Raw genomic sequence first — 16,967 nt, forward strand, 5'->3', positions numbered from 1 at the left:
GCTTCGCTTTGTAGCGCTGCGTGCCGTGTCAGTGGAGTCGCATTATAGGGATCCGCGTTTTCAGTGCAAGCGTTTTTTGAAGAAAAATTAAAATAATTGAGTTTATGACCAAAAAAAGCGCTAAAGGCTCAAAATTCACACTTTTCCAAGCTGATTTAGGCCTAATTGGCGAGGATAAACCTAGAAATGTTTAAAGCAGTCTCACGTTTAAGAAGAGTTGAAGCCCATGATTGAACGTTACTCTCACTCCAGCTCGTTAATTAGTCGTAATTTCGTTTGTAGGACTGATTAGTTTCTTTGTATTAATAAAAGGATGTCGTAAGCTGAAACCTTAATTGAAGATAACACCACTTTTGGAGAACCGACATGAGCGTAAAATCCTTTTCCGGCTTTAGTCCTATTTTAGGTAAAGAAGTGTGGGTTGATCCTAGCGCTGTTTTATATGGTGAGATTAAATTAGGCGATGACGTCAGTATCTGGCCTCTTGTGGCAGCCCGAGGCGATGTTAATCATATTCAAATTGGTGCCCGCAGCAACGTGCAAGATGGCAGTGTATTACATGTTACCCGCAAGACTGAGAATCCACCGCATGGTTACCCATTGATTATAGGTGAAGACGTCACGATTGGGCACAAGGCAATGTTACACGGTTGCACTATTGGTAATAGAGTACTAGTAGGTATGGGCGCCATCGTTCTGGACGGAGTCATCGTAGAAGACGAGGTTATGATTGGCGCCGGTAGTTTAGTCCCGCCTCACAAACGCTTGGAGTCTGGTTATTTATATATGGGCAGCCCGGCTAAGCAAGCGAGGCCATTAAACGATAAGGAACGCGCCTTTTTGAGTGAATCAGCCGATAATTACGTGCGCTTAAAACAAAAATATATAGAGCAGCAGACTTAAACCACAATATCACCGTTTTCCTCAAAGTCTTCTTGTTGTAGTTTTTGCTCTAACAGCTCTTCGATATCAAATTGAACACTGTGATAAGCCTCGAGCATTTTGTCGTCATTATTTAGCGGTAAACCGACTAAATGTTCGAGGGTTGCTTTTCGCACCGCACACTGAACTTTAGCGCCCATCACTTGGGCACTAAACTCGATTCGTTGATTGACAGCCTGCCAGCGCTGATCATCACTAATAATAATGGTTTGATTCATAAGCTACTCCAACATTAACGGCTTAGTTGTATTTTCTAGAGACTATTCTTAAAGTGTTGTCATTGAACAGACAAACTGCAAGTGGATAATCAATGATTAAATGGCAATGGTTGCGTTTCGAACAGCTTTCTACTGAACAGCTTTACCAAATTATTGGCTTGCGTGAAGCCGTGTTTGTGGTTGAGCAAAATTGCCCCTATCAAGATGTGGATGGTCGAGACCAAAACGCCTGGCATCTATTAGGCACTCAAAGCAATCAGCTACTCGCATACGCCAGAGCATTTGAACCGACCGAGCTAGATTCGAGTATTGGTCGAGTGGTTACTGCCGCTTCTGCTCGCGGCCAAGGTCTGGGCCAACAACTTATGCAGCATGCCATCCACTTTTGCCAAGCGCAGTGGCCTAAAGCTAATATTCATATATCAGCCCAGCGCTATCTAGAGAATTTCTATCAAGGCCTAGGTTTTGCTGTTTGCAGCGAACCTTACCTTGAAGACAACATTCCCCATATCGGTATGGAAATAGTGGCAAAACGCTAAATAAATTGACCAGATTAAATACTGGTCTTATCTAGCAATAAACACTAACAACTGAGGTTACGGCGTAACTCTCGCAATACTTGACGAGCACCAGGGCGAAGACCACGCCATACCGTAAAACTCTCTGCGGCTTGGCCCACCAGCATACCTAAACCATCGACCACTTTAGCGGCACCATGTTGTATTGCCCACTGATTAAAAGCGGTAACATCAGCTGAATAGGTCATATCGTAACAACGGGTATTGGCTTGAATCAGCGTTGATTTCACCGGTGGTAAATCACCTTTCAATCCTGCTGAAGTAGAGTTGATAATAATGTCGAATTCGCCAGCTAAGTCAGTAAATGAACTCGCTCTGATTGGTCCAAACTCAGCAAAACGTGCTGCTAGCGCTTCTGCTTTGCTAACCGTTCTATTCGCTATAATCAACTCATTGGGTTGTGCGAGTAATAAGGGATGTAACACTCCGCGCGCTGCGCCACCAGCCCCCAGTAACAAAATGCGTAAACCTTTAAGCTCGCCAAAATTGGCCACCAGATCAGCGACTAAACCCGCACCATCAGTATTGTCTCCCAAAATCACACCATCATCGGTCAGTTTTAAGGTATTCACCGCACCCGCGAGTAAGGCCCGCTCGGTGTGTTGCTCGGCAGCCTGATAAGCCTGCTCTTTAAATGGCGCAGTAATGTTACAGCCTTTCCCGCCCTCGCGCCAAAACTGTGAGAGGGCCTCAGCAAAACCATTGTCTGCTGGCTCAATTGCGGTATAGGTCAATTTCTGTTGAGTTTGACGGGCAAAAAGGGTGTGAATAAAAGGCGATTTTGATTGGCTAATTGGGTTGCCAAATACTGCGTATAAATCCATTAGGTGCACTACTTAAAACAAAAACAATAACGCACCTTAACAAGGCTTTAAGCAAAAGCCAAAGTACAAAAAATAAAAAGCAGCCTGCGCTGCTAATTATTAATCATCGTCATCCAGTTCTGGTGCATCATCGTCTAAATCGCTAGTGTCATCATCGTCACTATCAACTACTTTTGCAGCTAGCTTAGGCGGATTACTCACCAAACCATGAAAGGCCTTACGACCGGTAAGCTTTTTGTATTTTAGCCAAAGCTTTTGCTCGGCAGTTTCTGGCTCGGCGTCACCGCGGCACACCGACACAAATTCAGACTCAATCTCATCGATTGGCTGACGCAAGGCTTCGTCGAGCTCTTTAAAAGCGCTGCCACAACGCTCAAGTAACTCGGCTTCTTTTATCGTAAAGGCACCACTGCGAGAAAAGCCGCGGCGAAAGTTTTTATCATCGAAAAATCGACGTGTTGCTGAAAACGATCCATTCATAGCGCAAGACTCAACGATTAAAAATCATTAATATTATTTGTTAGGTATTCGCTACCAATGAGTAGCCAACAAATAAAATATTTAATCCATAGCTGGGATTGTTGCAAGAAAATAAGTCATTTTTTTTACAGCCGCTACATCGATTGATTTAACCAATCGCGGGGGACCAAATAACGTTGGTAAAGCTGCTCTTCTAAACTACCGACTTCAGGCCGCCAATTGTAACGCCATTTCACTAACGGCGGCAAAGACATCAAAATCGACTCAGTACGGCCACCCGATTGCAAGCCAAACAAGGTGCCACGGTCATACACCAAATTAAACTCAACATAACGACCACGTCGATATAGCTGAAAATCACGCTGCGCCTCAGTGAAAGGAATACCTTTGCGACGCTCTACAATGGGTAAATAAGCCACTAAGAAACCGTTGCCTACTGCTTGGGTAAAAGCGAAGCTTTGCTCAAAGCCATCTTCGTTTAAATCATCAAAAAAAAGTCCGCCTACACCACGGGTTTCATTACGATGTTTTAAAAAGAAATAGCGGTCACACCACGCCTTATAATTAGCATAAACTTCTTCACCAAAAGGCTGGCATAAGTCGGCAGCCGCTTGATGCCAAGAAATACAATCTTCATCAAAGCCATAATAAGGTGTTAAATCAAAACCACCGCCAAACCACCAAATAGGCGCTTCTCCTTCCTTTTCTGCGACAAAAAAACGCACATTGGCATGCGAGGTGGGCACCATTGGATTGTTGGGGTGAATAACCAAAGAGACCCCCATGGCCTCGAAATGCCTGCCCGCTAATTCAGGCCTCTGAGCGGTAGCTGAAGCGGGCATTTGCTCACCACAGACATGCGAAAAATTGACCCCCGCTTGTTCAAAAACTCGACCATTGGTTAATACTCGAGTACGGCCTTCACCGGTTAAGCCTTTATGTTCCGCAGGATCGCGTTGCCAATCATCGTGTAAGAAACGGGCTTGACCATCTTGTTGTTCCAATTGCTGACAAATAGTTTGCTGTAGTTGCAGAAAAAATTGTCGCACGGCTTCGATGTTTACGTCTTGCATGTTAGTTCCTTGAATCAATGTTATGCACGAATCACAGCACCAGTGAAAATGTCTTTAATTTGGCTCGTTTGCGTTGCCCCACCCAAAGGACCATCTAAGACTATATCTACACCACTGAGTTGGGTGGCTTGGTTCGCAGTGACCGCAGGGGGTTCTCCACTGTAATTGGCCGAAGTAGAGACTAAAGGTTTACCCCATACATCACACACAGCGCTCACTACGGGATGAGAGGTTAATCGCACCGCAACACTGCTAAATTGACCACAAATCCATTTAGGTGTTAGCTCTGACACCGGCACTAACCACGTGGTGGGACGCGATTGCGGGGTAATCAATAATTGTCGCTGCTCGGCACTTAGCGCCGCATACTCAATATATGGCAACAGCTGGGCTAAATCTGAGGCTAACAAAATCAACCCTTTTTCAACTGGCCGATGTTTTATTTTCAGGATTTTTTCCACCGCACTTTGCTGGTCAGGATCACAACCTAATCCAAACACCGCTTCGGTCGGGTAAGCCAATACCTGGCCTTGTTTTAATGCACTTATCGCCGTTTCGGCAACAGTAGTAATTGCTACTGTTTGAGAGTGAGAATGAGTCATTATTTTTGCACTTTAACTAAACTATGGATCAATACAAACTGTAGAGCGGCACACACCACCACTGAGGGCCCTGCAGGCGTATCTTGATACCAAGATAAACACAAGCCTAGCACCACCGATATAGCACCAAACACAATAGCAAATATAGCCATTTGCTCAGGTGACCGGCTTAAGCGTCGCGCCGTAGCCGCAGGAATTAATAACAGAGAGCTAATAATTAGCGCACCGACTATTTTCATCGCAATAGCAATCACCACCGCCAGCAATAGCAATAACAAGGCCCGCATAACAGCAACGTTCACTCCTTCAACTTCGGCGATTTGTTCATGTACCGTTGCCGATAGCAGTTTGTTCCACTGGCTCAGTAAAATAGCCAGTACGACTGCACCACCGCCCCAAATCCATAACAAGTCTTGTTGAGTTACCGCTAATAAATCACCAAATAAGTAGGCCATCAGATCGATGCGAACATTATCCATTAACGCCACAACTACCAAACCGAGGGACAAGGCTGAATGCGCCATAATGCCTAACAAAGTATCACTCGCTAATTGCTTATAACGCTGTAGCGACAACAAGATAATCGCCAACATCACACCGCTAAACACCACCGCGATTATCGGGTTAATTTGTAGCCACAAACCTAAGGCAACCCCCAGTAAAGATGCGTGCGCTAAGGTATCACCAAAATAGGCTAAGCGCCGCCACACCATGAAAGAACCCAGCGGGCCGGCTAATACAGCGATACCTAAGCCAGCCAATAAGGCATTGATTAAAAAGTCATCCATGATTTAGTTAATCTCTTGAGTACTTGGCTGATTATGATGATGCTCATGGTCATCACATACGTGATGATGGGTATAAACGGCTAACTGCTGACGTTCATTTTGAGCAAACAAACGCGCGAATTCAGGATGCTGAGCAACACTCTCTGGTTCGCCATGGCAGCATACATGGTGATTTAAACAAATCACATGGTCCGTGCCCGCCATCACTAAGTGAAGGTCATGAGAAACTAACAATACTCCACAATTAATCTGTTGCGCGATATCGGCAATTAACTGATAAAGCTCAATCTGTCCGGAGATATCAACACCTTGTACCGGCTCATCTAGTACCAGCAACTGCGGTTCACCTAATAAGGCTCTTGCTAATAATACTCGCTGCATTTCGCCACCCGATAAACGCACCATTTGCCTTGTCAGTAAGCTATCAATGCTTAATTGACGAATCACTTTAGCTAAACCTTGCTTAGATGAGCGACGCGCTAATTTTAAGAAACGCTCAACCGTCAAAGGAAAGGATTCATCTAAACTGATTTTTTGCGGTACATAGCCAATACGTAACTTTGAGGCCTTGGTGATATTACCTGAATCTGCCGAAATCAAACCTAGGATCACTTTAATTAAGGTGCTTTTACCCGCGCCATTGGGGCCAATCAAGGTGGTAATTTGACCTCGATTTAGCTCTAGCGAAACATGGTCTAATACCAAGCGCTGATCGAAGCTAACGCAGATGTTGCTTAATGACAGTAAGGTGCTCAATCTCAGCTTCCTATTGAAAAATCGTTTGTAAAAACCCAGCGAGTTTTACTTGGGGGCGCTATTCTACACTAGATGTTACACTATCGTATTATTTAACCAAATCACCCCAAAAAGTCTTTATGCGTAAACTGTTCTTTGCTTTATTGTTAATAGCCGCACCTAGTTGGGCAAGCAAGCCTAACATTTTGGTTAGCATTAAACCCCTTCAGCTAATTGTTACTAGTCTAACGGAAGGCCAATTAGAGGTGGATTATTTAATTAGTCCTAACGTATCCCCCCATGATTATGCATTGCGTCCATCTGACGTTCGACGTATTCGCCAAGCAGACCTGGTCATTTGGGTAGGGGAAGAGCTAGAACCTTTTTTAACTAAGCCACTCAGTCAAACCAATACCCTTCAACTCACCTTACTTCAATTAAAAGGCTTAAATTTGATTGAAGGTCAAGAAGGACACGACCATCATCAACATGGCGATCATCACCATGAGGTTGACCCTCACATTTGGTTAGGCCTTGCTGAAACTCGCGTTATCGCCGCTGCCATTAGTCAGCAGTTGATGGCCTTGCAGCCACAATCAAAAAAACTATTAGAGCAGCAATTAGCTCGATTTAACCAACGCTTGGACAGCTTAGAACAAGAGATAATGGAGCAGTTGGCGCCAGTGAAGCAACAAGGATACTTTGTCTTTCACGATGGCTATAGCTACTTTGAACGCCAATTTGGTTTGAATCGTTTAGGTGAGTTTACCATCAACCCGCAACGCCGCCCTGGGGCAAAAACACTGCAAAGTATTCGCCAACAACTAGAACAAGGTTCGGCTCGCTGTATTTTTGCTGAACCGCAATTTGATGGTGCCTTACTAGAAAACATAAGTAAGGATAGTGGCGCCCAAATTAGCCTACTAGACCCTTTGGGTATTAGTGTCGAACAAGATGCGCAAGGTTATTTTGCGCTACTAAGACAACTGGCTAATACCTACCATGAGTGTTTGAGCAACTAACAACAAGCGGAGCCTAAGCTCCGCTTTGTTAAATCACTCTTGAGAACTGCTGCCGCCGTGCTTGAGTGCGGAAGTACACATCAAAACACATACAAATATTGCGGATCAGCAATCGCCCCTTATTCGTCACAGTAATCGCTGCTGTGTTGATGGTGACGAGGCCATCTTCGACAAAAGGCTGTAGCAACTGTAAGTCTTCAGCAAAATAGTCGTGGAAGTTAAGGGTAAACTGCTGCTCTATATCGCTAAATTGCAGCTGGAAGTTACATATTAATTTTTTGATTAATTCACGACGAATCAGGTCGTCTTGATTTAAGGCTATGCCTTTCCACTGGGCGTGACCTTGCTGGTCAATTTGTGCGTAATAGGTTTTTAAGTCTTTCTGATTTTGGCTGTAAGCATCACCCAGCATAGAAATCGACGACACGCCTAAACCCAGCAGATCGGCTTCACCTTGGGTGGTATAACCTTGAAAGTTACGGTGCAACTCGCCTTTGTTTTGCGCGACGGCTAATTCGTCATTTGGCTTGGCAAAATGGTCCATACCTATAAACTGATAACCGTGGGTTGTGAGAAACTCAATACTGTCACGCAAAATACCTAAGCGCTCATCACTGCTTGGCATGGCAGATTCATCAATTTTACGCTGCGCAGCAAAACGACTAGGTAAGTGCGCATAGTTAAATACCGAGAGGCGATCTGGGTCTAGATCGATCACACGAGTTAATGTTTTGCTAAAGCTGTTGCGACTTTGATGGGGTAAGCCATAGATTAAATCAATGTTGACCGAGTTAAAGCCCACAGCTTTGGCCCGTTCAACCAAGGCAAAAATAAAGTCTTCGTCTTGCTCACGATTTACCGCTTGTTGCACTTGCTTATTAAAGTCTTGCACCCCTAGACTTAAACGATTAAAGCCTAACTCAGCCAGTAAATCGATAGTCGATAGCGCTATCTCGCGAGGGTCAACTTCAATACTGATTTCAGCATCTTCAGCAAAGCTAAACTGCTTAAACAGCTGGCCAGTAAGACGCTTTAGTTGTTCGGGTTCTAGATAGGTTGGGGTACCACCACCCCAATGCATTTGACTCACTTTACGCTGCTTAAAGCGCGGTGCTTGCAACAAGATTTCTTGCTCTAAGTAATCCAGATAAATATCGGCCTTATGTTGATGACGAGTAATCACCTTATTGCAGCCGCAGTAATAACAAAGCTTATGACAAAACGGGATATGCAGATACAGTGATAAGTCCCGTTCAGGGAATTTTTCACTTGCCACCTTAAATTGGGCTTCACCAAACTCTTCGCTAAACTCTAGCGCGGTTGGGTACGAAGTATAACGCGGCCCTGAGTAGTTGTACTTCTCGATCAGTTGTTGATCCCAATCTACACCAAGTAGTGACATGTGAGTGTTCTCCTAAAGCGTATCTAGATTCAGTTGGGCGATAACAGCGGCTTCTTGCAAGATTTGCTCGGCCAAGGCTTTCTCTTCAGCTTCACGTTCGAGATCTTGACGCATCCGCTGTTGCAAAGGCAGCGTATTGCGCGCCTCATGAGTGGGCAATTCTTTAACCGCATTATATAACTGAAACACAGACGGAAATCGCTGCGCCCAATCAATCACAGCAGGCGTTTGCAGGGCAATTAACAAATTACAGAGACGGATCACACCTTCTGATAAGCCACAGCGGTCCTCTTGCATCGCTTTCGCAATATAGCGAATATCGGTAAGTAAGTGTTGGTTACGCTTTTCAACAGCCTGTTTAATGACCTTACGTTGTCCAAGCAAACGCCCCACTAATACTGCAGCGTAAATAGCTAAAACCGAAATAATAGCTAGCCCTGCCAATACCCACCAAAACATACGACTTAATCCTTATATTGATCTAGAGAAGAGCTGTTGAGTGAACGCCATAACTGTTCGTCTTCATCTAATGCGTCAACTTCTTCAGCTTCTTCTGATAAACCTAGCTCAGCCAACAACTCTGCATGTCGGGCAAGTTGTTGATCAACCCACTGCTGCTCTTGCTTACTGATTTCAGCGCCCTCATCTAATAGGTCAATCAGGTTTTCCAAACGAGTGTTGGCCTCTAACAACGCTAACTCTTTCTCAGGAGTAAGTGGCTGCTTGGCTTTTACCGGTTTAATGTCTTTCTTAACTGCTGGTTTAGCCACACCCAAAACAACCGGTGTTTTACTGCCTAAACGCGGATCTTGCTTCTGTTTAGCGCCAGCCTGATTGGTGACCAGTTCAGCTTCTTGCTGACGGCTACCAGAGCTATTACCTTTACCTTTGGTTACACGATCGGGAACGGCAATACGCTTTGCTTTAAAATCTGGATCTTTACGTACCCCAATCAAACCACCTTTACGATTCTTTTTTCTAGCCATGTTAATTACCTTCACCTCTATGGAATAGCGCCACGTCGGGACCCACTATGTCCAATCTAATCTGATAACGATCGGCTAACCAATGCAATGTTTTATCGCTATAAAACACCACATGAGTCGGATCGTTTTTATAATGCCAATGGGGAAATACATCCATTCCCCAATGGCGCTTAGTCATTACGGCTAGCAAACCAGGCCTCTGCAACAAGTCCATTAAGCACTGCCAAGCTTTGGCCGGGTAGTTAAAATGCTCAACGACTTCAGTACAAGTTATAAACCGATACGTCTGCTGTAAACGCTGCTCATCTGGGTAGTATATTGGATCATAGTTCAGTAACTGATGTCCTGCTTGTGCTAACAAATGGCTTAACGCGGGCCCAGGACCACAACCAAAATCTAAACCAATAGCTGGCTGTTTCAAGGCAGCAATCACAGGCTCACTCACTCGTCGCAAAAAGTTTAAATATGCTTGATCTTGCGGGTCGTTATTATGCAAGTTGTAATGGGCGTGTTCAGCAGCAGCACTTAGCACATCATTCGGATCAACAAATATCAAATCACATACTGCACAATGCCAATACTGACGCGCTTTGTTACGATAAAAATCGTTGGGTGATGGGGTACTACAGAGTAGACATTTCACCGATCAACACCTTGCCGTATTTTTAGGGGCGCAAGTGTAACACTTAGAGCATCGATGGCGAATAATAAATCAAGCAGATATGGGCAGCCTGAGCTGCCCATTTATGTCTTAGTGCAATCCACCAAGATATTGCGACAAGATTTCAATGTCTTTATCGCTTAGCTTACTCGCAACATCTTGCATCATGCCATTCATATCGTTATTTCGTTCGCCACTGCGGAACATTTCTAGTTGCGACTTAATATAACCAGCATACTGCGAAGAGATACGCGGGAACTTAGCCAAACTTTGGCCTACACCTCGTGGCCCGTGACAAGCAGTACAAGCCGCGATGCCGCGTTCTAAATCGCCACCCATGTATAACTTCTGACCAGCTTCCACGTATTCTGGCGCAGTGGTATTTGGGCTCATAGCTTGCGCTGAGAAGTAAGCCGCTAAATCTTCCATGTCTTGTTCAGATAATGGCATTGCCATACCACCCATCACGGCGTTATTTCGGCCTTCAGTTCCACCGCTAGTCATAGCGGCTTTAAATTCTTGCAACTGTTTAACGAGGTATCCGGCGTGCTGGCCTTCTAATTTCGGATAGCCTGCAGCTTCACCTTGCTCGTTGTGACAAGCTTTACACGTTGCCGCTTTCTGCTCCCCAGCTGCTGCATCTCCCTTTGCCCATACTGGACTGGCTAAACCCGCCATTAACATTAAAACTACGGTAAGTTTTTTCATGACATTCCATTTATTAGTATTATTCCAAACCACACACTGGTGCCCCGTGATACACTTAGCGAGTCCAGTAACGGCATTATTTTACACAATTTTGCCAAAAACGTAATGTATTACCCTAATTTCCTTGTGGAGCTCAACATCACCATGGCGCAATATCATTTTCAAAACACCCACTTTATTACCAGTGCGCCCGATATTACGGCCATGCCGGAGGATAGCGGGATTGAAATAGCTTTTGCAGGACGCTCAAATGCTGGTAAATCTAGCGCATTAAATACTTTAACTCGCCAAAAAAGTTTAGCGCGAACCAGTAAAACACCTGGACGAACCCAACTAATTAACGTTTTTGAGATAAGTGAAGGCTTTCGTTTAATCGATTTACCCGGCTACGGTTTTGCCCAAGTTCCCGAAGAGGTTAAAAAGAAGTGGCAAAAGTCACTCTCTGAATACCTACAAGATCGCCAAAGCTTAAAAGGCATTGTGGTGTTGATGGACATTCGTCATCCATTCAAAGACACCGACCGCGGCTTAATTGAATGGGCAGTAGATTGTAATTTGCCAGTACTGGCATTACTCACTAAGTCCGACAAACTTAAGCAGGGCGCACGTAAAGCCGCTATTTTAAAAGGCCGCGAAACAGCCTCCGAGTTTGGCGGCAATGTCCGTGTAGAAGGTTTCTCATCGTTAAAACGAACTGGCTTAGACTTACTACAAAATGCGCTAGTGGCTTGGTTTGACCAACATCAGCAAGATAGTGACCCAAGCGAGACATCTGCCGAAGAATGACAATGACAGGCTTGTCGTTTTTCTGCAGGCCTTAACTTTCCCCTAAGCAAGCAATACTCCATTTAGTTACAACCACTGCTTTCGCTCATTTTCATCTGCATGCCGCCTCTTCATCCGCTTTTCACAGCTGTGAGCTGTGCGCTAGCTCATAAATTTATGAGAAACATCGTCTAGTGATAAATTTTGCAATTGAGCTACAGAAGAACGTAAAGGTTATGCCAAGCCAGACCATTATACTGAGCGCAAAACTAAATGAGGAAACAACATGAGCGTGAATGACACGACCAAAGCCAATGCTCTAGAGCCTAGTGAACTCAGTGATGCAGAAGCCGTAACCGCAGCAGACAAAGCACGAGCCGATCAATTAAAGCCAATTAGCGGCGCGCTAGTCACCCACATGTACACCGCCGATCCTTCTGCACACGTATTTAATGGCAAAATTTATGTTTATCCTTCGCACGATGTTGATAATGGCCAACCCTTAAATGATAACGGTGACCATTTCGATATGCGTGATTATCACGTATTTTCTCTAGACCGTCCGTTTGGGGTTGTGACAGACCATGGCAATGCGCTAGACGTTAAAGACGTTGCTTGGGCTGAGAAACAAATGTGGGCACCAGATGCTGCAGAAAAAGATGGCAAATACTATTTGTACTTCCCAGCACGCAACTACGACGGTATTTTCCAAATTGGAGTGGCGGTGGGCGACCAACCTGAAGGGCCATTCACACCACAAGATAAAGCGATTGAAGGCAGCTTCAGCATTGACCCTGCGGTATTTAAAGACGACGACGGCAGCCACTATATGTACTTTGGTGGGTTATGGGGTGGTCAGTTACAAAATTGGCGCAATGGTGAATTTGGTGAAGATCAATTCCCTGCCGATGATCAACCTGCGCTTAAACCACTAGTAGCAAAACTGACTGACGACATGTTGGAGTTTTCTGAGACGGTTAAAGAAATCGACATTGTTGACGAAAATGGCGAGCTACTGCTTGCTGGCGATAACGAGCGCCGTTACTTCGAAGGGCCTTGGATGCACAAACACAATGGCCGCTATTACTTCTCTTACTCTACAGGTGATACCCATAAAATTGCCTACGCAAGCAGTGATTCACCTTATGGGCCATTCCGCTATGAAGGGGTCATACTTGAGCCGGTATTAGGTTGGACCACCCACCACTCAATTGTTAAGTATCAAGATAAGTGGTTCTTGTTCTACCATGACAGTACCCTTTCTGCTGGTCAAACGCACTTACGCAGCATCAAAATGGCTGAGTTGAACATTGATGATAATGGCAAAATTGAAGTGATTGAGCCTTACTACACATAGGCCAACATTTTTAGCCAGTAGAACGCCACAACCGTGGCGTTTTTTGTGTCTGTAATAAATGTTCCGCTCAGCGCATAGTGACCAATCTACTGCACACCGAAATCCAGACAAAAAAAAGCCTCATCGTCCGATGAGGCTTATAAGAAATGAAATTCTTAAAACTGAAAGCACTATTCCAATTGCTTTAATTATGACTCGCAGAAAATGAATTAGTTCACAAAGTTTTTCAAAAAAATGCGTTTTTATTTCATGAGCTTTTCAAAATGTGTTTATTCCGCTGGCTTAACCTAGCAAAACAGACTTGCAAAGCTTCAATTTCAGAGGGAAAGCACTCAATAAAATGTAATTTAACAACTCAAAAAGAGAAATAAAGCAACAAAATGAGAGAGGAATAACGAAGAACGGATAAAAATCACAAACCCACAAGATCAACTGGGCGTATCCACTTAATTTTAAACAAAAAAACGCCCCGACAGATGACTGTCGAGGCGGCAAAATAGCCTGTTTCAACTACGTGAAATAAAGGTCTGAAAGATAGAACATCTTACCTCTGTACCCTACAACGGTTACTCTAGAGTATCACTGCTGAAAAATAAAGCACTTTTTGTAAGGGAATTTCATTTTTTAGGGCTAGGCGAGTTTTTAAATTACGCGAAAAGGTTTTCAAAATTACCATGACTAGACTCGAATTTTTGGCACAAAAAAAGAAGGCCTAAGCCTCCCTTTTGCCAACACCGCGATAACTTAGTGGGCTTCATCCCAATTGTTACCAACACCAGACTCAGCAACTAAAGGTAAATCTAAACTTACCGCTTGCTCCATCAGTTGAGTCAGTTTAGGCACTATACGTTCTATTTCACTTTCCAATACTTCAAACACTAATTCATCGTGCACTTGCATTAACATGTTGCAATGCTCGCTGGGCTGGGTGTCTAACCAAGCAGCCACCGCAATCATCGCCTTTTTAATAATATCGGCGGCGGTGCCTTGCATCGGTGCATTCACCGCTGCACGCTCGGCAGCTTTCTTACGCATACCATTACGTGAATTAATCTCAGGTAAATACAAACGACGGCCAAACACCGTTTCAACATAGCCGTGTTCTTGGCAGAAATCTCGTGTACTGTCCATGTAGTCTTGAACAGCAGGGTAGCGCTCAAAATATCGATTCATATAGTGTTGGGCGTCAGCACGGCCAATACCTAATTGCTTCGCCAAACCAAAGGCACTCATGCCATAAATCAACCCAAAGTTAATTGCTTTAGCACTACGGCGCTCATCACTGCTAACTGCCTCAAGTTCTTTGCCAAATACTTCCGCGGCAGTGGCTTTGTGAACATCTTCCCCCGCGGCAAAGGCTTTCAGTAAACCAGGATCCTGCGAAAGGTGCGCCATAATACGCAATTCAATTTGCGAGTAATCAATCGCCACCAATTTATAGCCATCGGCAGGGACAAAAGCCTGCCGAACTTTGCGCCCTTCTTCATGACGAATAGGGATATTTTGTAAGTTAGGATCAGTAGACGAAAAACGCCCCGTAGCCGTTACCGCTTGATGATAAGAGGTATGTACTCGACCAGTACTTGGCTCCACCATTTTAGGCAATTTATCGGTATACGTAGACTTAAGCTTAGATAAACTACGGTATTCTAAAATCACTTTAGGCAGGGCGTAATCTAAGGCTAATTCTTGTAATACTTCTTCCGCCGTTGAAGGGGCACCTTTTGGCGTTTTCTTAACGACTGGCAGTTCCATTTTCTCAAATAAAATAGTTTGTAACTGCTTAGGCGAGCCCAAATTAAATGGTTCGCCAGCCAACTCGTGCGCTTGCTTCTCTAAGCCATCAATGCGTTCGCCTAAAGACAAACTATGCGCCGCTAAACGAGAGCTGTCGATGCGTACACCTTGGCGCTCGGTTTGCGATAATATACTGACAAGCGGCAACTCAACATCTTCAAACAAGCTTTTCAGCTTAGGTTGCTGCTCTAATTTTGACCATAGGGTTTGATGCAAGCGTAAAGTAACGTCAGCATCTTCTGCCGCATAAGGCGCGGCGACTTCAAGTTCAATTTGGTTAAAGGTGAGTTGCTTAGCCCCCTTACCCGCGATGTCTTCAAATTTAATGGTTTTATGCTGGAGGTATTGTAATGACAGTGAATCCATATCATGACGAGTCAAGGTGCTGTTAAGCACGTAAGACTCTAACATGGTGTCGTACTTGATGCCTTTCAGGGCAATATCATAACGCGCTAAGACGCTAGCATCGTATTTTAAGTTTTGACCGACTTTAGCTTTGTTAGGATCTTCCAACATCGGCTTCAGTTTCTCGAGTACCCAATCGCGGTCAAGTTGCTCAGGGGCATTAAGGTAGTCATGAGCAACCGGTAAATAAGCAGCTTTACCCGCTTCTACTGCAAACGATAAACCGACTAACTCAGCCTGCATATAGTTTAGCGAGGTGGTTTCGGTATCAATGGCAATCAGTTCTGCGCCCTCTAATTGCTTAAACCACTGTTCAAAATGTTGCTCAGTTAAGATGGTTTCGTATTCACCTTTCAGTTCAACGACAACCGCTTCAGCGGCATCACTCGTCTGCTCCAGTTCACCACCTGTGGGCAATGCTAAGCTAGATTGATTGCTCAAAGCCTCACTTAACCAGCGTTTAAATTCTAATTGACCAAACAGCTTAATTAAGGCGTCTTTATCCTCAGGGCTGCGCTGCATGTCATCCATGCTAAAGCCAACATCGACATCACATTTGATGGTTGCCAATAGGTAAGACAAGCGGGCATCTTCGCCATGTTCGCGAAGTTTTTTCGGCATGGTTTTAGAACCGCGAAAGCCCAAGGGGGCAACCGCATCAGGATCGGCAAGCAGCGCATCAACACCGCCAATACCTTGTAACATAGCCAAGGCTGTTTTTTCGCCCACACCGGGTAAACCAGGAATGTTATCTACCTTGTCACCCATCAATGCTAAGTAATCAATAATTAGCTCTGGCGGTACGCCAAATTTGTCAATTACACCCGCACGATCCATCACCGTATCGGTCATGGTATTGATCAAAGTGATGTTCTCATCCACCAACTGAGCCATATCTTTATCGCCAGTACTGATCACCACCGCTTTGTTTTCAGCGGAAGCTTGTTTGGCTAAGGTGCCAATCACATCATCAGCTTCTACGCCTGGCGTTGCCACCAAGGGCAGCCCCATGGCTTTAATAACCGCATGTAAAGGCTCGATTTGACTGCGCAAATCATCAGGCATTGAAGGACGATTAGCCTTGTACTCTTTATAGATGTCATCTCGAAAGGTTTTCCCCTTGGCGTCAAACACCACCACTATGTGCTCTGGCTTAAATTGCTTAAGCAAACTGCGTAGCATGTTAATTACGCCATAAACGGCACCGGTAGCCTCACCTTTTGAGTTAGTCAAATGTGGCGGAGAATAGTACGCGCGGTACAGATAAGATGAGCCATCAACTAATACCAAAGGCTGCTCGGGGAGGGTTGCCATAACCGTGATCCATAGTTCTGATTTTGATTGCGCTCGATGATGCCACAGCCACTCTAAATGCACCAGAGCTAAGCGATTTAGCTATCGATAAATTGTGGATAAGTCTGTTGACAAACAGCAGTGATTCTCTCGCGAAATATTCACAAGCTTATTAAAAATGCATTAACATTATTTATTTCAACAACTTACAGAAAAAGAAAGGCAACAAGTAGGGGCAGCAAACACTTTCCTTATTGTGGAAAACATCATTCCATGACATTGCTTTTCGGGCCTAGCTGAACAATTAACAAACAACCCAAGCTAGGCAGGT

18 protein-coding genes are annotated in these 16,967 nt (G+C 44.6%); 5 read left to right on the top strand and 13 right to left on the bottom strand.

Annotation, left to right across the window (positions count from 1 at the left end):
* Positions 1 to 366: 366 nt before the first annotated feature.
* Positions 367 to 903 carry a gamma carbonic anhydrase family protein gene (locus ACVFI8_RS09790; RefSeq protein ID WP_248713407.1) on the top strand — a complete coding sequence of 179 codons (537 nt, stop codon included), beginning with the start codon at positions 367 to 369 and terminating at the stop codon, positions 901 to 903.
* Here ACVFI8_RS09790 and ACVFI8_RS09795 read toward each other — a convergent pair.
* Entirely contained in the window at positions 900 to 1,160 is a 261-nt protein-coding gene (locus ACVFI8_RS09795; RefSeq protein WP_457873715.1) for a DUF1488 domain-containing protein, read from the bottom strand. The two genes, ACVFI8_RS09790 and ACVFI8_RS09795, sit on opposite strands and share 4 nt — an antisense overlap.
* Before the next feature lie 92 nt (positions 1,161 to 1,252).
* Between ACVFI8_RS09795 and ACVFI8_RS09800 the strand changes: the two genes are divergently transcribed.
* Complete coding sequence (locus ACVFI8_RS09800; RefSeq protein ID WP_248713409.1) at positions 1,253 to 1,699, top strand: GNAT family N-acetyltransferase; 447 nt, start codon at positions 1,253 to 1,255, stop codon at positions 1,697 to 1,699.
* 44 nt (positions 1,700 to 1,743) lie between these two features.
* On the opposite strand, the gene aroE is transcribed toward ACVFI8_RS09800, so the two are convergent.
* From aroE to znuC, 6 genes are all read right to left on the bottom strand, one after another.
* Positions 1,744 to 2,562 (bottom strand): shikimate dehydrogenase, encoded by an 819-nt coding sequence (gene aroE, locus ACVFI8_RS09805; RefSeq protein ID WP_248713410.1) that lies wholly within the window; start codon positions 2,560 to 2,562, stop codon positions 1,744 to 1,746.
* A gap of 99 nt (positions 2,563 to 2,661) precedes the next feature.
* Positions 2,662 to 3,042: a MaoP family protein gene (gene maoP / locus ACVFI8_RS09810; RefSeq protein ID WP_248713411.1), complete on the bottom strand. Its 381-nt coding sequence runs from the start codon at positions 3,040 to 3,042 to the stop codon at positions 2,662 to 2,664.
* Positions 3,043 to 3,176: 134 nt separating this feature from the next.
* Positions 3,177 to 4,115 carry an oxygen-dependent coproporphyrinogen oxidase gene (gene hemF, locus ACVFI8_RS09815; protein WP_248713412.1) on the bottom strand — a complete coding sequence of 313 codons (939 nt, stop codon included), beginning with the start codon at positions 4,113 to 4,115 and terminating at the stop codon, positions 3,177 to 3,179.
* Between the two features lie 20 nt (positions 4,116 to 4,135).
* A complete protein-coding gene (locus tag ACVFI8_RS09820; RefSeq protein WP_457873716.1) occupies positions 4,136 to 4,717 on the bottom strand; it encodes a Sua5/YciO/YrdC/YwlC family protein in 582 nt (193 codons plus the stop codon).
* On the bottom strand, positions 4,717 to 5,505 hold the full coding sequence (gene znuB / locus ACVFI8_RS09825; protein ID WP_248713414.1) for a zinc ABC transporter permease subunit ZnuB: 789 nt from the start codon (positions 5,503 to 5,505) through the stop codon (positions 4,717 to 4,719). The genes ACVFI8_RS09820 and znuB overlap by 1 nt, the downstream gene beginning before the upstream one ends.
* Before the next feature lie 3 nt (positions 5,506 to 5,508).
* Entirely contained in the window at positions 5,509 to 6,261 is a 753-nt protein-coding gene (gene znuC, locus ACVFI8_RS09830; protein ID WP_248713415.1) for a zinc ABC transporter ATP-binding protein ZnuC, read from the bottom strand.
* 119 nt (positions 6,262 to 6,380) lie between these two features.
* On the opposite strand from znuC, the gene znuA reads away from it, so the two are divergent.
* Positions 6,381 to 7,262: a zinc ABC transporter substrate-binding protein ZnuA gene (gene znuA / locus ACVFI8_RS09835; protein ID WP_457873717.1), complete on the top strand. Its 882-nt coding sequence runs from the start codon at positions 6,381 to 6,383 to the stop codon at positions 7,260 to 7,262.
* A gap of 28 nt (positions 7,263 to 7,290) precedes the next feature.
* Here the strand turns inward: znuA and hemN are convergent, their stop codons facing one another.
* From hemN to ACVFI8_RS09860, 5 genes are all read right to left on the bottom strand, one after another.
* Entirely contained in the window at positions 7,291 to 8,664 is a 1,374-nt protein-coding gene (hemN, locus tag ACVFI8_RS09840; RefSeq protein ID WP_457873718.1) for an oxygen-independent coproporphyrinogen III oxidase, read from the bottom strand.
* Positions 8,665 to 8,676: 12 nt separating this feature from the next.
* Positions 8,677 to 9,123, bottom strand: a complete 447-nt coding sequence (locus tag ACVFI8_RS09845) for a DUF2489 domain-containing protein (RefSeq protein ID WP_248713417.1) — start codon at positions 9,121 to 9,123, stop codon at positions 8,677 to 8,679.
* 5 nt (positions 9,124 to 9,128) lie between these two features.
* Positions 9,129 to 9,650 (bottom strand): Der GTPase-activating protein YihI, encoded by a 522-nt coding sequence (gene yihI / locus ACVFI8_RS09850; RefSeq protein ID WP_248713418.1) that lies wholly within the window; start codon positions 9,648 to 9,650, stop codon positions 9,129 to 9,131.
* 1 nt (position 9,651) lies between these two features.
* Positions 9,652 to 10,293: a methyltransferase domain-containing protein gene (locus tag ACVFI8_RS09855; RefSeq protein ID WP_457873719.1), complete on the bottom strand. Its 642-nt coding sequence runs from the start codon at positions 10,291 to 10,293 to the stop codon at positions 9,652 to 9,654.
* A gap of 108 nt (positions 10,294 to 10,401) precedes the next feature.
* On the bottom strand, positions 10,402 to 11,019 hold the full coding sequence (locus ACVFI8_RS09860) for a c-type cytochrome (protein ID WP_248713420.1): 618 nt from the start codon (positions 11,017 to 11,019) through the stop codon (positions 10,402 to 10,404).
* A 144-nt stretch (positions 11,020 to 11,163) separates the two neighbouring features.
* Between ACVFI8_RS09860 and yihA the strand changes: the two genes are divergently transcribed.
* Together yihA and ACVFI8_RS09870 are read left to right on the top strand one after the other, a co-directional pair.
* Entirely contained in the window at positions 11,164 to 11,805 is a 642-nt protein-coding gene (yihA, locus tag ACVFI8_RS09865) for a ribosome biogenesis GTP-binding protein YihA/YsxC (protein WP_248713421.1), read from the top strand.
* Positions 11,806 to 12,070: 265 nt separating this feature from the next.
* A complete protein-coding gene (locus tag ACVFI8_RS09870) occupies positions 12,071 to 13,141 on the top strand; it encodes a glycoside hydrolase family 43 protein (RefSeq protein WP_457873720.1) in 1,071 nt (356 codons plus the stop codon).
* A 744-nt stretch (positions 13,142 to 13,885) separates the two neighbouring features.
* Here the strand turns inward: ACVFI8_RS09870 and polA are convergent.
* Entirely contained in the window at positions 13,886 to 16,657 is a 2,772-nt protein-coding gene (gene polA / locus ACVFI8_RS09875) for a DNA polymerase I (protein WP_457873721.1), read from the bottom strand.
* Positions 16,658 to 16,967 lie beyond the last annotated feature (310 nt).

The sequence above is a fragment of the Agarivorans sp. MS3-6 genome, from assembly GCF_054112545.1.

Excerpts from the sequence above, each read along its gene's own strand:
- znuA (WP_457873717.1), top strand. The coding sequence starts at position 6,381 with ATGCGTAAACTGTTCTTTGCTTTATTGTTAATAGCCGCACCTAGTTGG.
- ACVFI8_RS09870 (WP_457873720.1), top strand. The coding sequence starts at position 12,071 with ATGAGCGTGAATGACACGACCAAAGCCAATGCTCTAGAGCCTAGTGAA.
- ACVFI8_RS09800 (WP_248713409.1), top strand. The coding sequence starts at position 1,253 with ATGATTAAATGGCAATGGTTGCGTTTCGAACAGCTTTCTACTGAACAG.
- znuB (WP_248713414.1), bottom strand. The coding sequence starts at position 5,505 with ATGGATGACTTTTTAATCAATGCCTTATTGGCTGGCTTAGGTATCGCT.
- polA (WP_457873721.1), bottom strand. The coding sequence starts at position 16,657 with ATGGCAACCCTCCCCGAGCAGCCTTTGGTATTAGTTGATGGCTCATCT.
- aroE (WP_248713410.1), bottom strand. The coding sequence starts at position 2,562 with ATGGATTTATACGCAGTATTTGGCAACCCAATTAGCCAATCAAAATCG.
- ACVFI8_RS09790 (WP_248713407.1), top strand. The coding sequence starts at position 367 with ATGAGCGTAAAATCCTTTTCCGGCTTTAGTCCTATTTTAGGTAAAGAA.
- ACVFI8_RS09860 (WP_248713420.1), bottom strand. The coding sequence starts at position 11,019 with ATGAAAAAACTTACCGTAGTTTTAATGTTAATGGCGGGTTTAGCCAGT.
- maoP (WP_248713411.1), bottom strand. The coding sequence starts at position 3,042 with ATGAATGGATCGTTTTCAGCAACACGTCGATTTTTCGATGATAAAAAC.
- yihI (WP_248713418.1), bottom strand. The coding sequence starts at position 9,650 with ATGGCTAGAAAAAAGAATCGTAAAGGTGGTTTGATTGGGGTACGTAAA.
- ACVFI8_RS09845 (WP_248713417.1), bottom strand. The coding sequence starts at position 9,123 with ATGTTTTGGTGGGTATTGGCAGGGCTAGCTATTATTTCGGTTTTAGCT.
- yihA (WP_248713421.1), top strand. The coding sequence starts at position 11,164 with ATGGCGCAATATCATTTTCAAAACACCCACTTTATTACCAGTGCGCCC.
- hemF (WP_248713412.1), bottom strand. The coding sequence starts at position 4,115 with ATGCAAGACGTAAACATCGAAGCCGTGCGACAATTTTTTCTGCAACTA.
- hemN (WP_457873718.1), bottom strand. The coding sequence starts at position 8,664 with ATGTCACTACTTGGTGTAGATTGGGATCAACAACTGATCGAGAAGTAC.
- ACVFI8_RS09820 (WP_457873716.1), bottom strand. The coding sequence starts at position 4,717 with ATGACTCATTCTCACTCTCAAACAGTAGCAATTACTACTGTTGCCGAA.
- ACVFI8_RS09795 (WP_457873715.1), bottom strand. The coding sequence starts at position 1,160 with ATGAATCAAACCATTATTATTAGTGATGATCAGCGCTGGCAGGCTGTC.